Source organism: Phytobacter diazotrophicus, assembly GCF_052061655.1.
Taxonomy (GTDB): domain Bacteria; phylum Pseudomonadota; class Gammaproteobacteria; order Enterobacterales; family Enterobacteriaceae; genus Phytobacter; species Phytobacter diazotrophicus.
The window spans coordinates 2,804,688-2,817,987 of record NZ_CM125428.1 but is presented as its reverse complement, the minus strand read 5'-3'; the positions used below and the strand labels follow the sequence as shown (position 1 = coordinate 2,817,987).

The following is a 13,300-nucleotide window of genomic DNA, read 5'->3' as shown; positions in this document are numbered from 1 at the left end:
GGATGAAGACCACGGGTGTCAGACGCTTTCTCATTGTGGGAGAGCGCTAATGGACGCGTTCACAGAAATCCGCCTGGAAGGTGTGTCGTATGCCTTTGGCAGCAACACCGTTCTCAATCAGATCGATCTCCATATTCCCGCAGGCACTATCGTGGCATTGCTCGGCCCCTCAGGCTGCGGCAAAAGTACGCTGTTGCGTTTACTTGCCGGATTAACACAACCTGCAAACGGCACCATTACCTTCGGTTCGCGTCTGGTGGCGAAGGCCGGATGGGCGTTGCCGCCGGAGTCCCGTGATATTGGCATGGTTTTTCAGGACTATGCGCTGTGGCCGCATATGACGGTGGAAGAGAATATCGCTTTCCCGTTAAAGATGCGTAATGTCCCGCGCGCTGAACGTGAAAACCGTGTCCTGCAAGCGCTGGCGCGTGTTGGCCTTAGCGAGTTTGCTAAGCGCAAACCCTCCGGGCTCTCGGGTGGCCAGCAGCAGCGCGTGGCGCTGGCACGGGCCATTGTCGCCGAGCCGCGCGTGTTGTTGTTTGATGAACCTCTTTCCAATCTCGACAGTGAACTGCGCGAATCTTTGTGCCGTGAGATGGCCTCTCTGCTTCGCCAGCTCGGCATTACTGCCGTTTATGTCACCCACGATCGCCGTGAAGCCGAGATCCTCGCTGACCGTATTGTTCATTTGTCTGCCGGTCGTGTAGACGCGATTCGTTCTATTACAACAACCTCAGGGGAAATTGCATGAAAATGTCTTTGAAACAAGGAGTTGCTTTAGCCATGGTGTTATCGTCCGCTATGATGTCCAGCGCTCATGCGCTCACCGTTTATACCGCCGGTCCGGGTTCGCTGGCGAAAGGTCTTGCCAGCGGATTTGAGAAAAAAACCGGCGTGAAAGTGGATATCTTCCAGGCCACAACCGGCAAAGTCATGGCGCGCCTTGAAGCTGAGCAGGCCAACCCGCAGGCGGACATTCTGATTTCCGCCTCCTGGGACACCGCAGAAGATCTGCATAACCGTGGCTGGTTACTGCCTTACCAAAGCGCCAACGCCGAAAAGGTGCCTGAGATGCTCAAAAGTTCGGATTATGTCGCCCAGGGCGTTTCCGCGCTGGGTATCGTCTGGAATACCAAAAGCGGTACGCCAGAGCCGAAAGAGTGGAAAGATCTGACGGCGGCTGCATTTAAAGACAAAGTCACTACCCCGGATCCGGCCCTGTCTGGCGCATCGCTGGACCTGCTCATCGGTCTGCAAAACGGTATGGGCGAAAGCGCCTGGACACTGTTTGATGAACTCAAGAAAAACGGCATGGTGGTTAGCGGTCCGAACGCCCAGGCTGTCACGCCGGTGATGCAAGGTGCAAAAGCAGCGGTGTTTGGCGCGGTTGACTATGTTACCTATGGCAACATTGAGCAGGGTGAATCACTGAAAGTGATCTTCCCGGCCAGTGGTACCGTGATTGCTCCACGTCCCATGATGATCCTCAAATCCACCCAACATGAAGCTGATGCAAAAGCGTTTGTGGACTATGTGCTGTCGCCGGAAGGACAGAAACTGGTGGCCGATGCCTGGCTGATGCCAGCGCGTACCGATGTGCAGGCCAAACGTCCTCTCTTTAACGAGTTGAAAATTCTGCCGACCAAAAACGATGGCACCAGCGAGCGCGGCGCCGTGCTCAAGCGCTTCAACACACTTTTCGCTCAGTAATCATCATCTGACGGGGGCAACCCCGTCTTCTGGATACTCGCCGTGAACCAACGATTAATCTCGCTTGTGACTGTGGCCGTGCTGATGGTTCTGGTCGCGTTGCCGTTGCTGTTTATTGTTCTGCAGGCCGTTTTTCCGCAGTTTAGCGCTGGCTCTTTGCAGGGCGCGTTTTCCGGGTTACGCCCGCTGTTTTCTGAACCACAACTCCCGGCAATGTTTGCCGGAACGCTGCAAATTGCCGCAGGCGTTGCGCTGCTGAGCGCCTGTATTGGCCTGCCGCTGGGGGTGGCGCGTGGACTGTTCGATTTACCCTGTCCACGGATGTGGGATCTGCTGTTTCTGATCCCGTTTCTGACGCCGCCCTATATTGCGGCGCTCTCCTGGATGCTGGTTTTGCAAACCAATGGCTATCTTGCCCAGTTACTGGGGTTCGATCTCAATGCATTGCTATTCAGCAAAAGCGGGATCGTGCTGGTCATGACACTCAATATTTTTCCGGTCGTTTACTTCGGGGTATCCCGTAGCCTGCTTGCCAGCGGGCAGCGTCTGGCGCTGGTTGCCCGCGTGCATGGCGCAACGCCGTGGCGTGCCTTTTGGCATGTCACGCTGCCTATGCTATCGCCTTCGCTGGCGGCAGGCATGCTGCTGGCCTTCACTCTGGCGATTGAAGAGTATGGCGTACCTGCCGCGTTGGGCACCCGTTCCGGCGTGGTGATGCTGACCGTTGGTATTGAAAAAAAACTGGCCGACTGGCCCATCGACTTGCCGGGCGCGTCCATGCTGTCGCTGATTCTGATCGTGATTGCGCTCAGCGCCTGGTGGTTACAGGGCAAGTTGACCGGTGGAAAGGACGTGACCAGCGTGACGGGTAAACCCACGGAAAATATGGGGGCGAAACTGGGTATCGCGACCGTGCCGGTGGTAGGGGCGATGGCATTTACCGGCTTTCTGGCGGTGCTGGTGCCGGGGCTGTCCATGGCAATCACCGGCGTGATGTCGACCCTGTCGGGCGGCTTATCACTGGCAAACGCCACGACTGCCCATTATGTCGCGCTGTTTGCTCAGCAGGGCGATGCCTTAACAGCCCTGGGGACCAGTTTGTCACTGGCTTTTGCGTCGGCATTGATCACCGGTTTTGTCGGGCTGCTTGCCGCCTGGCTTGTGGTGGTGCAGCGCATCAAAGGGCGCAGTGTTATAGACGCCCTGTCGCTGATGCCCGCCGCGCTACCGGGTATTGTGGTGGGGGTGGGGCTGATTCTCTTGTGGAACCGCACGTTCTGGCCCGTCTCGCCGTACAACACCTGGGCTATTTTGCTGCTCTCGTACTGTTGCCTGTTGCTGCCCTGGCCGGTGCGCTATGTCGGGAGTGCGCTGCGTCAGTTAGGCGGGAATCTGGAGCCAGCCGCCCGTGTTCATGGCGCCAGCCCCCTGCAGGCATTGCGTTTTATTGTTCTGCCACTGGTCTTTCCGGCCATGCTGGCGGCGATGCTGATGGTTTTTGCTATCGCGTCGCGTGAGCTGGTGACATCGCTGCTGCTGGCCCCGGCAGGAACGCAAACGGTGGCGGTCTTTATCTGGCGGCAGTTTGAACAGGGATCGGTTGGGCAAGGCATGGCGATGGCGACGCTGACGCTCATTACCGGGCTCGCATTGATGCTGACCGCGCTGGCGATTATGCAGCGGAGCACACAACGATAAATCCACGGCACAAAATCCCCTGTGCCCTGAAAAAAATGAGATATAACAGAAGGACATCTATTGCAGGAGCTTCTTATGACCTCGTTTTTGGACGACTATTTCGCCCGTATTGGCTATTCCGCTGTCCCGGCTGTAAATCTGGAAACATTGCGTACATTGCATCTGCAGCATAACAGCAGCATTCCGTTTGAAAATATTGAGGTCGTTCTGCCTCGGGAAATCGAACTGAGCGATGAGGCCATCTTTAATAAACTGGTGATCGCCCGTCGTGGCGGCTACTGCTTTGAACAAAATGGGCTGTTTGAGCGCGTATTGCGCGAAATCGGCTTTGAGGTGCGCAGCCTGTTGGGGCGTGTGGTGCTGGCAAATCCGCCGCAGATGCCGCCGCGCACGCACCGTGTCGTTCTGGTGACGTTAGGGGACGAGCAGTGGATTGCGGATGTCGGCTTTGGCGGGCTCACGCTCACTGCGCCTGTACGCCTCAAGGCGGATATTGAGCAGGAGACGCCGCACGGTCTGTACCGTCTGCAACAGGCCGGGCCGGACTGGATTTTGCAGTTTCGCCACCACGATCGCTGGCAGTCTATTTACCAATTTGAGATGGGGCAGCAGTATCAGGCTGATTTTGTGATGGGGAATTTCCACTCGGCGCACTGGCCGCAATCGCACTTTCGCCACCATTTGCTGATGTGCCTGCATCAGCCGGACGGCGGAAAATTGACGCTGACTAACTATCACTTCACCCACTGGCGCAACGGACATGCGGTGGAGGAGAAGACCTTACCGGATACCCAGGCGTTGTATGACATCATGCAGCAACGATTCGGCCTGGGTACGGATGATCCGCATTATGGGTTCAGCGTTGATGCGCTCGACACCGTGATGTCGCGTTTCGATCTTCACGGGGAAGGGGCGTAAAACAGCTCGCGATGAATCATGGCATCCAGGTGTCGATCAAACGCCGCATCGTCGACATCTGGCATGCCAAGCACATAGATGCCGTCAAGCCCGCAGACCAGGGCAATTAAGCGCCAGGCGATGTTTTCCGTCGAATCATGGCGGATAAACTCACCGGCTTTCACGCCCGCATCAATAATATCGACCACCTTTTCATGCCACATTTCCATCGTCAGCACATAAGCGCCTTTTAACTCGTGCTCTTTGCTTGCCAGCAGTTGGGCTTCCCGCCACAGACGGATATAGGGATCGAAGCCATCTTCATTGCTGCCAAGCATGGCATGCAACCGTTCGCGCCAGCTTGCGGATTCGGGTAACAGATCCACATCCAGCAGTTCGCCCATCACCCGCACAAACGCCTGCGCTTTTAGCTCTGCGCCCGAGCTGAAATGGTGATGCACCTGGCCCGTGGCGACACCCGCTTCGTTAGCTATCCTGCGCACGGTCATCCCGGCAAATCCGTCGTTTAACGCAACGCGTATCGCCGCCTGCAGGATCAATTCCCGGCGCTCATCCCGACTCAAATAGCCCATATATCCCCCTAAACGTGAAGGAAACGGAGTCTAACAAAAAGCTGGACAGTTGTTCAACTTTCCGTAGGATCGCCATTCTGGACGCGTGTCCAACATAAGTTATGAGGAAATTATGGTTCGTCAGTGGTTAACATTGGTCATTATCGTGCTGGTTTATATTCCGGTTGCTATTGATGCCACCGTCTTGCACGTGGCATCACCGACATTGAGTGCAGAGCTGGCAGCCAGCGGTAATGAGTTACTGTGGATCATCGATATCTATTCACTGGTGATGGCTGGCATGGTGTTGCCCATGGGGGCGCTGGGAGACCGCATCGGTTTTAAACGCCTGTTGCTGACGGGCAGTGGTCTTTTTGGGCTGGCCTCTTTTCTGGCGGCCATGTCTGCCAGCGCCGAACAGTTGATTGCCTCGCGCGCCATTCTCGCCATCGGCGCGGCGATGATTGTTCCGGCGACACTTGCCGGTATCCGCAATACATTTTCGAAAACAGAACACCGCAATATGGCGCTTGGCATCTGGGCCGCGGTGGGCTCCGGTGGTGCCGCGTTTGGCCCGTTGATTGGCGGCTGGTTGCTGGCTCATTTCAACTGGGGCGCCGTGTTTCTGGTCAATGTGCCGATCGTGATGGTGGTGATGGTGTTGACCGCGCGTTATGTGCCTCGCCAGCCGGGGCGGCGTCAGCAACCACTCAATCTCAGCCAGGCGGTGATGCTGATTGCGGCCATTCTCATGCTGGTATGGAGCGCCAAAACGGCGCTCAAAGGTAGCGTTGCCGCCTGGGGGGTGATCGCGGTGTTCTTAGTGGGGGCGACACTACTGGCCGGATTTGTGCGTCAGCAACTGGCGGCGTCTGTCCCGATGATCGATCTACGCCTGTTCACGCATCGCATCATTCTGAGCGGGGTGTTAATGGCCGTGACAGCCATGGTTGCCCTGGTCGGTTTTGAGCTGCTGATGGCGCAGGAGTTACAGTTTGTTCACGGCTTTACGCCGTTTGCCGCCGGACTGTTTATGCTGCCGGTGATGCTGGCAAGCGGGTTCAGTGGCCCGATAGCCGGTATGCTGGTCTCCCGCCTCGGCTTACGCCAGGTGGCATCCGGCGGCATGGCGCTGAGTGCCTTTAGCTTTTTGGGACTGTCGGTAACGAACTTTTCCACCCAACAAACTCAGGCCTGGATCCTGATGGCGCTGCTGGGGTTTAGCGCGGCCAGTGCGTTACTTTCTTCTACAGCGGCTATCATGGCAGCAGCCCCGAAAGAGAAAGCGGCCGCCGCAGGAGCTATTGAAACCATGGCATACGAACTGGGGGCAGGGCTTGGCATCGCGCTGTTTGGTTTGATTCTCACCCGCAGCTTCTCGTCTTCGATTACGCTACCCTCGGGGTTAAATGACACGCAGGCAGCGCTGGCGTCGTCATCAATTGGTGAAGCATTCCAGTTGGCGAAAGAGGTCTCATCCCCCCTGGCGGAGGGGATCATGCGTGCGGCCAGAAGCGCGTTCGTCTCGTCGCACAGCGTGGCATTAAGTACCGCCGGCATCATGCTGATGCTACTGGCGGTCGGCGTGTGGCTGAGTCTTAGAGGTGTCGACAGACAGGCTAGCAAGGACGGCTAAGACGGGGATCCAGCATAAAGGGTTCGGACTTTACGCTTTTGAGGACTTTCGCCGCCTGTGGGTGTTCGGGGTTAAACAGCGCGTTCCATTCACCGGTGATGGTACTGGGGACGCGCAGTATCAGCCCGTTTTGCTTCGATGCCAGCCACTCATCGCCGATGTGTTGCGTGGAAACAGGCGGCGGGTCAGCTTTCCAGTCTTCGGGCAGGGCGGTCAAATCCAGCGTCGCGATAAGATTACGCGGTACATCGAGGGTTAAGAAACAGTAGCCCTGGGCGATATCTTCAATCTCAAGATGTACCAGTGTTTCCAGCACGCAGAGGGCTTTTGATTCACCCAGGTAGACGCATTCATGCCCCGGTGAATTCCAGCGTCCGCCAAAGGTTCGGGCACCGTAGCCGTCGAAGGCGGTCAGCGCATAGCGTTCTTTGACCAGACGCCAGAAGGTGACAGTTTCCATTAGCCGATCACACCATGCTCAAGGCGACCAATCAATGTCAGTACCGCTTCCGCACCGGCGGGTGTCGAGAGAAGCTCTGCGGGTTTTTTACCGCCAAGGCCTTTCGCGGGTTTATTGAGCCAGGCGGCCATACGCTCGCTGTCACCTTCAAATAACTCACGAGCGGCGCTGATCACTCGCGCCAGCGTGTAGACGCGCGCGCTCTGTTCTGGTGAAAAGCGTTTTTCCGCACTATTAAGCCTGCGGCTATAGGTATTACGATCAATGCCAGCCATTCGACACAGCGTGATTTCATCAAGAGAGACGGCGCCAGCGATATCACGCAACACACCTGCACTCAGACCGGCATTGATGCTGTCATGAGCGGCAATCGCTGTGGCAGGAAGCCCCAGGATGCTGAGCAGGTCGTGCGGGATCGCGCGTACGCCCGGTGTATAGAGTTGCATTTCTCTGCTCCGTCTGTTCATTTGATGTTAATTTTAGTTCAAATGAACAAGGGGTGCAATGATCACTACTGACGCCGTGTCGCCCACCAACAAAGCAGGGATCCGCCGCACACCATAAACGCGCCCTGCCAGAAGGAAAACGAGAGCGGGGCGCTCAACACGGCGGCTGCCAGCGCCGAGGAGAGTACCGGTGTGAAGTATGACGCGGCAGCAAGTACGGCAACGTGCCCGTGTAAAATGCCGGTATTCCAGGCCGCGTAGCCGAAGCCCAGCGCGACGGCGGTCATTGCAAGTTTGATCACCACTGGAAGTGTAAAATGCATGGTGGGTTGATCGGTCAGGGCAAATTTTATCCATAAGGTTGCCGCCGTCAGCAGAATAAAGAGCGTAATGCCATTCGACCCTTTGGCATATTTACTGGTGACGGTACAGTAAGCTGCCCAGATAAACGCACCGGCAAAAGCAAGAGAATAACTTAACGGGCTTGAGAGAATATTTTGTGTAATATCGTGAAGATTCAATCCCTGTTCGCCGCCCAATACCCAGCTCACCCCTATGACAGCCAGAATGAGTCCCGGAATGACCCACAGAGTAGCTTTTTGTCCATTAAACAAGATCGCAAATAAAATGGTTACGCTCGGCCATAAATAGTTAACCATGCCGACCTCTATCGCCTGCTGGCGTGTTGCGGCAAACCCCAGTGACAGGGCGAGGCAGAGTTCATAGCTGACAAATAAAACGCTGCCTACCAGTAAATAGCAGCGAGGGAAACGTCGAATATCGGGAAAACCGACCGTGAGAATAAGTAAAATGCCACTCAGGGTATAAATCATCGCCGCACCGCCGACCGGACCTAAGCCTTCGCTGACTGCGCGAATCAGACCCACCATCGTACTCCACAACACGATGGCTAACAGCCCGGTCAGCGTGGCTCTCTTCTTATTCATGCAACTCTATTCCATTAAAAAACAGCAAAGAGGGAATTTATAGCACTTTAATCAGCATGCCTACTAATAAATCACAATGAAATATCACCCCATTAGGGGTAATTAAATGCGCCAGAAAAGACTATTAAGAAGTTACTGCGTTGCAATATTGATTTGCCGCAAATTACGCAGGGATATAGCTGTTAGTTTTCCTCGCCAGTACACCCGTCATATTTCAAGTTGCCGATGTGTTGGCTGCGTTCGCTTTTCGTAAGCACCAGGGAATCCGTTCTCTTGCCGCCTTTGCGCAACTCGAATTATTCAGGGTCTCTCTTCATATAACGAGGAACACAATGGACGTCAGCCGCAGGCAGTTTTTTAAAATCTGTGCGGGTGGTATGGCCGGGACAACCGTTGCTGCGTTGGGATTTGCCCCCAAAGCGGCACTGGCGCAGGCGCGAAATTATAAGCTCCTGCGTGCGAAAGAGGTTCGAAATACCTGCACATACTGCTCCGTAGGTTGCGGGCTATTAATGTATAGCCTGGGGGATGGGGCGAAAAACGCCCGTGAATCGATTTACCACATTGAAGGTGACCCGGATCATCCGGTCAGCCGCGGCGCGCTGTGCCCTAAAGGGGCGGGCCTGCTCGATTATGTTCACAGTGATAACCGACTGCGCTACCCGGAATATCGCGCACCAGGTTCTGACAAATGGCAGCGCATCTCCTGGCATGACGCCTTCGAACGTATTGCCAGACTGATGAAAGACGATCGTGACGCCAACTTCGTAGAGAAGAATGCGCAAGGTGTAACGGTCAATCGCTGGCTCTCCACCGGGATGCTGTGCGCCTCGGCAGCCAGCAATGAAACCGGCATGCTGACGCAAAAATTTGTGCGCTCTCTCGGCATGCTGGCGGTAGACAACCAGGCACGCGTCTGACACGGACCAACGGTAGCAAGTCTTGCTCCAACATTTGGTCGCGGTGCGATGACCAACCACTGGGTTGATATCAAAAACGCGAACGTCGTGATGGTGATGGGCGGTAACGCCGCTGAGGCACATCCGGTGGGATTCCGCTGGGCGATGGAAGCAAAAAACAGTAACGATGCGACGCTGATTGTCGTCGACCCACGTTTTACGCGTACGGCGTCGGTGGCGGATATCTATGCGCCAATCCGTTCCGGTACCGACATCACTTTCCTGTCGGGCGTACTGCTGTACCTGATCGAAAACAATAAGATCAACGCCGAATACGTCAAACACTACACCAACGCCAGCCTGCTGGTGCGGGACGATTTTGCCTTTGATGACGGCTTGTTCAGCGGCTATGACGCGCAAAAACGCCAGTACGATAAATCCTCCTGGCACTATCAGTTCGATGAAAACGGCTATGCCAGACGGGATGAAACGCTGACCCATCCGCGCTGCGTGTGGAACCTGCTAAAAACGCACGTTTCCCGCTATACGCCGGAGGTGGTGGAAAATATCTGCGGTACGCCAAAAGAAGACTTCCTGAAAGTCTGCGAAGTGCTGGCCTCCACCAGCGCGGCAGACCGGACCACCACCTTCCTGTATGCGCTGGGCTGGACGCAGCACACCGTGGGCGCGCAGAACATCCGCACTATGGCGATGATCCAACTTCTGCTCGGCAATATGGGCATGGCTGGCGGCGGCGTTAACGCGCTGCGCGGTCACTCCAATATTCAGGGCTTAACAGACTTAGGGTTGCTGTCGACCAGTCTGCCGGGCTATCTGACGCTGCCGTCAGAAAAACAGGCAGATCTGCAATCTTATCTCACGGCAAATACACCGAAAGCCATGCTGCCCGATCAGGTGAACTACTGGGGTAACTATCCGAAGTTCTTCGTCAGTCTGATGAAATCTTTCTATGGCGATGCCGCGCAGAAGGAGAACAACTGGGGCTTTGACTGGCTGCCGAAGTGGGACCAGGCCTATGACGTTATCAAGTATTTCAACATGATGGATAAAGGCAATGTCACAGGCTACCTCTGCCAGGGCTTTAACCCGGTGGCGTCTTTCCCGGACAAAAACAAAGTGGTGCGCAGCCTGAGCAAGCTGAAATACATGGTGGTTATCGATCCGCTGGTCACGGAAACCTCTAATTTCTGGCAGAACCACGGCGAAATGAATGATGTGGATCCGATGGCCATCCAGACCGAAGTTTTCCGTCTGCCATCGACCTGTTTTGCCGAAGAGGAGGGTTCAATTGCCAACTCCGGGCGCTGGCTACAGTGGCACTGGAAGGGGCAGGATGCGCCGGGTGAAGCGCGCAATGACGGTGAAATTCTGGCCGGGATTTACCATCGCCTGCGCGAGATGTATCGAAGCGAAGGCGGCAAAGGTATTGAGCCGCTGCTCAAAATGCGCTGGGCGTATAAGCAACCTGAAAGCCCCGAGCCTGAGGAAATAGCAAAAGAGAACAACGGCATTGCGCTGGCGGATCTCTACGACCCGGCGGGGGTCTTGATTGCGAAGAAAGGGGAGTTACTGAGCGGTTTTGCGCTGTTGCGAGACGACGGAACCACCGCGTCTTCCTGCTGGATTTATACCGGTAGCTGGACCGGGCAAGGCAACCAGATGGCTAACCGCGACAACGCTGACCCGTCAGGGCTAGGCAATACGCTGGGCTGGTCCTGGGCGTGGCCAATGAACCGCCGCGTGCTTTACAACCGCGCTTCGGCGGATATCAACGGTCAACCCTGGGATCCGAAACGCATGCTGATCCAGTGGAACGGCAGTAAATGGGCGGGTAACGATATCCCGGACTTCAACACCGCACCGCCGGGCAGCGCGACCAATCCGTTCATCATGCAGCCGGAAGGGCTGGGACGCCTGTTTGCGCTTGATAAGCTGGCAGAAGGGCCGTTCCCGGAACACTACGAGCCGATGGAAACGCCGCTCGGCACGAACCCGCTGCACCCAAACGTGATCTCCAGTCCGGTCGTCCGTCTGTACGAAGACGATGCCGCCCGTCTTGGCAAGAAAGACAGGTTTCCGTATGTCGGCACCACTTACCGTCTGACGGAGCATTTCCACACATGGACCAAACATGCGCGCCTGAACGCTATCGCGCAGCCGGAACAGTTTGTCGAGATAAGCGAAGGGCTGGCGAAAGCCAAAGGCATTGCCAACGGCGACCGCGTGAAGGTCAGCAGCAAGCGTGGCTTTATTCGCGCAGTGGCGGTGGTTACGCGTCGTCTGCGCACGCTGCACGTTAACGGCCAGCAGGTGGAAACCATTGGCATTCCGCTGCACTGGGGATTTGAAGGGGTGGCGCAGAAAGGCTACATCGCCAATACCCTGACACCCAACGTCGGCGATGCGAACTCGCAAACGCCGGAGTACAAGGCGTTTCTGGTCAACATCGAGAAAGCGTAAGGAGCGACGATATGGCAATGGAAACACAGGACATTCTCAAGCGCTCCGCGACAAATCCCATCACCCCCGCGCCACGTGCGCGGGATTATAAAGATGAAGTGGCCAAGCTGATTGATGTCTCTTCCTGCGTGGGCTGCAAAGCCTGCCAGGTGGCCTGCTCTGAGTGGAATGATATCCGCGATGAAGTCGGGCACTGCGTCGGGGTGTACGACAACCCGGCGGATCTGAGCGCCAAATCCTGGACGGTGATGCGCTTTAGCGAAACCGAGCAAAACGGCAAGCTGGAGTGGCTGATTCGCAAAGATGGCTGCATGCACTGTGAGGATCCGGGTTGTCTGAAAGCTTGCCCATCCGCCGGGGCGATCATCCAGTACGCCAATGGGATTGTTGATTTCCAGCAGGAAAATTGTATCGGCTGCGGCTACTGCATCGCCGGGTGCCCCTTTAACGTCCCGCGTCTCAATAAAGAGGATAACCGGGTCTATAAATGCACCTTGTGTGTGGATCGCGTGAGTGTCGGCCAGGAGCCGGCCTGCGTGAAAACCTGCCCAACCGGGGCCATTCACTTTGGTACCAAAAAGGAGATGCTGGACGTCGCGCAGGCGCGTGTGGAGAAACTCAAAAAACGCGGCTATCCGAATGCGGGGGTCTACAACCCGCAAGGCGTTGGCGGCACACATGTGATGTATGTGCTGCACCATAATGACCAACCGGCGTTGTACCACAACCTGCCGAAGGATCCGGCCATCGACACGTCCATCAGCCTGTGGAAAGGGGCGCTGAAACCGCTGGCTGCCGCCGGCTTTATCGCCTCGTTTGCCGGGTTGATTTACCACTACATTGGCATTGGGCCGAATAAAGAAGTCGATGACGACGAGGAGCATCATGAGTGATTCGAAAATGATTGTGCGCACCCGGTTTATTGATCGCGCCTGTCACTGGACGATGGTTATCCTCTTCTTCCTGGTGTCGCTGTCGGGGATCTCGTTTTTCTTTCCGACGCTACAATGGCTGACGGAGACCTTTGGTACACCGCAGATGGGGCGCATCCTGCACCCGTTCTTTGGCGTTGCGGTCTTCCTGATGCTGATGGTGATGTTTGTGCGCTTTGTGCATCACAACATCCCGGACAGGCAGGATATTCCCTGGCTGAAAGGGATTGTGGAGGTACTGAAAGGCAACGAGCACAAGGTCGCGACAGTCGGCAAATATAACGCCGGGCAAAAGATGATGTTCTGGACCATCATGAGTATGATTTTTATCTTACTTGTATCCGGCATCATCATCTGGCGCCCCTGGTTTGCCCCATATTTTCCGATTCAGGTGATCCGCTATAGCCTGCTGATTCACGCAACCTCTGCCATTATCCTTCTTCACGCCATCCTGATTCATATGTATATGGCGTTCTGGGTGAAAGGCTCAATTAAAGGGATGATCGAAGGGAAAGTGAGCCGCCGCTGGGCACGCAAACATCATCCGCGTTGGTACCTTGAGGTCGAAAGGCAGGAAGCCAAAGAAGAGAACATGCACGGGCTCAGATAGCGTTCGCCGGGT

At 55.8% G+C, this 13,300-nt stretch carries 12 protein-coding genes; 8 read left to right on the top strand and 4 right to left on the bottom strand.

The genetic code is table 11. The features are described 5' to 3' along the window. Positions 1-49 precede the first annotated feature (49 nt). The 4 genes from ACS0RQ_RS13820 (at position 50) to nhoA (ending at position 4,326) form a co-directional block, all read left to right on the top strand. Complete coding sequence (locus ACS0RQ_RS13820; protein ID WP_271850428.1) at positions 50-751, top strand: ABC transporter ATP-binding protein; 702 nt, start codon at positions 50-52, stop codon at positions 749-751. Continuing rightward, complete coding sequence (locus tag ACS0RQ_RS13815) at positions 748-1,710, top strand: ABC transporter substrate-binding protein (protein ID WP_271850429.1); 963 nt, start codon at positions 748-750, stop codon at positions 1,708-1,710. The genes ACS0RQ_RS13820 and ACS0RQ_RS13815 overlap by 4 nt, the downstream gene beginning before the upstream one ends. A gap of 42 nt (positions 1,711-1,752) precedes the next feature. Next, a complete protein-coding gene (locus ACS0RQ_RS13810) occupies positions 1,753-3,408 on the top strand; it encodes an ABC transporter permease (RefSeq protein ID WP_271850430.1) in 1,656 nt (551 codons plus the stop codon). A gap of 75 nt (positions 3,409-3,483) precedes the next feature. Continuing rightward, positions 3,484-4,326: an N-hydroxyarylamine O-acetyltransferase gene (gene nhoA / locus ACS0RQ_RS13805; protein WP_271850431.1), complete on the top strand. Its 843-nt coding sequence runs from the start codon at positions 3,484-3,486 to the stop codon at positions 4,324-4,326. Here the strand turns inward: nhoA and ACS0RQ_RS13800 are convergent. Continuing rightward, a complete protein-coding gene (locus ACS0RQ_RS13800) occupies positions 4,308-4,898 on the bottom strand; it encodes a TetR family transcriptional regulator (RefSeq protein WP_271850432.1) in 591 nt (196 codons plus the stop codon). The two genes, nhoA and ACS0RQ_RS13800, sit on opposite strands and share 19 nt — an antisense overlap. Before the next feature lie 112 nt (positions 4,899-5,010). Here ACS0RQ_RS13800 and ACS0RQ_RS13795 point away from each other — a divergent pair, with 112 nt between their 5' ends. Continuing rightward, positions 5,011-6,513: an MFS transporter gene (locus tag ACS0RQ_RS13795; RefSeq protein WP_271850433.1), complete on the top strand. Its 1,503-nt coding sequence runs from the start codon at positions 5,011-5,013 to the stop codon at positions 6,511-6,513. Here the strand turns inward: ACS0RQ_RS13795 and ACS0RQ_RS13790 are convergent. The 3 genes from ACS0RQ_RS13790 to yddG form a co-directional block, all read right to left on the bottom strand. Next, positions 6,497-6,973: an RES family NAD+ phosphorylase gene (locus ACS0RQ_RS13790; RefSeq protein ID WP_271850434.1), complete on the bottom strand. Its 477-nt coding sequence runs from the start codon at positions 6,971-6,973 to the stop codon at positions 6,497-6,499. The two genes, ACS0RQ_RS13795 and ACS0RQ_RS13790, sit on opposite strands and share 17 nt — an antisense overlap. Continuing rightward, on the bottom strand, positions 6,973-7,419 hold the full coding sequence (locus tag ACS0RQ_RS13785) for an Xre family toxin-antitoxin system antitoxin (protein WP_271850435.1): 447 nt from the start codon (positions 7,417-7,419) through the stop codon (positions 6,973-6,975). Before ACS0RQ_RS13785 ends, ACS0RQ_RS13790 begins: the two co-directional genes overlap by 1 nt. A 65-nt stretch (positions 7,420-7,484) precedes the next feature. Further along, on the bottom strand, positions 7,485-8,366 hold the full coding sequence (gene yddG / locus ACS0RQ_RS13780) for an aromatic amino acid DMT transporter YddG (protein ID WP_271850436.1): 882 nt from the start codon (positions 8,364-8,366) through the stop codon (positions 7,485-7,487). A 332-nt stretch (positions 8,367-8,698) separates the two neighbouring features. Between yddG and fdnG the strand changes: the two genes are divergently transcribed. From fdnG to fdnI, 3 genes are read left to right on the top strand one after another with little or no spacing between them, the layout of a single operon-like run. Continuing rightward, positions 8,699-11,746 (top strand): formate dehydrogenase-N subunit alpha, encoded by a 3,048-nt coding sequence (gene fdnG, locus ACS0RQ_RS13775; RefSeq protein ID WP_271850437.1) that lies wholly within the window; start codon positions 8,699-8,701, stop codon positions 11,744-11,746. An 11-nt stretch (positions 11,747-11,757) separates the two neighbouring features. Then, positions 11,758-12,639 carry a formate dehydrogenase subunit beta gene (fdxH, locus tag ACS0RQ_RS13770; protein ID WP_039079054.1) on the top strand — a complete coding sequence of 294 codons (882 nt, stop codon included), beginning with the start codon at positions 11,758-11,760 and terminating at the stop codon, positions 12,637-12,639. Beyond that, the gene (fdnI, locus tag ACS0RQ_RS13765; RefSeq protein WP_271850438.1) at positions 12,632-13,288 is read left to right on the top strand and encodes a formate dehydrogenase-N subunit gamma; all 657 of its coding nucleotides are present in this window, start codon (positions 12,632-12,634) and stop codon (positions 13,286-13,288) included. The genes fdxH and fdnI overlap by 8 nt, the downstream gene beginning before the upstream one ends. Positions 13,289-13,300: the final 12 nt, after the last annotated feature.

Excerpts from the sequence above, each read along its gene's own strand:
- ACS0RQ_RS13820 (WP_271850428.1), top strand. The coding sequence starts at position 50 with ATGGACGCGTTCACAGAAATCCGCCTGGAAGGTGTGTCGTATGCCTTT.
- ACS0RQ_RS13815 (WP_271850429.1), top strand. The coding sequence starts at position 748 with ATGAAAATGTCTTTGAAACAAGGAGTTGCTTTAGCCATGGTGTTATCG.
- nhoA (WP_271850431.1), top strand. The coding sequence starts at position 3,484 with ATGACCTCGTTTTTGGACGACTATTTCGCCCGTATTGGCTATTCCGCT.
- ACS0RQ_RS13800 (WP_271850432.1), bottom strand. The coding sequence starts at position 4,898 with ATGGGCTATTTGAGTCGGGATGAGCGCCGGGAATTGATCCTGCAGGCG.
- ACS0RQ_RS13795 (WP_271850433.1), top strand. The coding sequence starts at position 5,011 with ATGGTTCGTCAGTGGTTAACATTGGTCATTATCGTGCTGGTTTATATT.
- ACS0RQ_RS13790 (WP_271850434.1), bottom strand. The coding sequence starts at position 6,973 with ATGGAAACTGTCACCTTCTGGCGTCTGGTCAAAGAACGCTATGCGCTG.
- ACS0RQ_RS13785 (WP_271850435.1), bottom strand. The coding sequence starts at position 7,419 with ATGCAACTCTATACACCGGGCGTACGCGCGATCCCGCACGACCTGCTC.
- yddG (WP_271850436.1), bottom strand. The coding sequence starts at position 8,366 with ATGAATAAGAAGAGAGCCACGCTGACCGGGCTGTTAGCCATCGTGTTG.
- fdxH (WP_039079054.1), top strand. The coding sequence starts at position 11,758 with ATGGCAATGGAAACACAGGACATTCTCAAGCGCTCCGCGACAAATCCC.
- fdnI (WP_271850438.1), top strand. The coding sequence starts at position 12,632 with ATGAGTGATTCGAAAATGATTGTGCGCACCCGGTTTATTGATCGCGCC.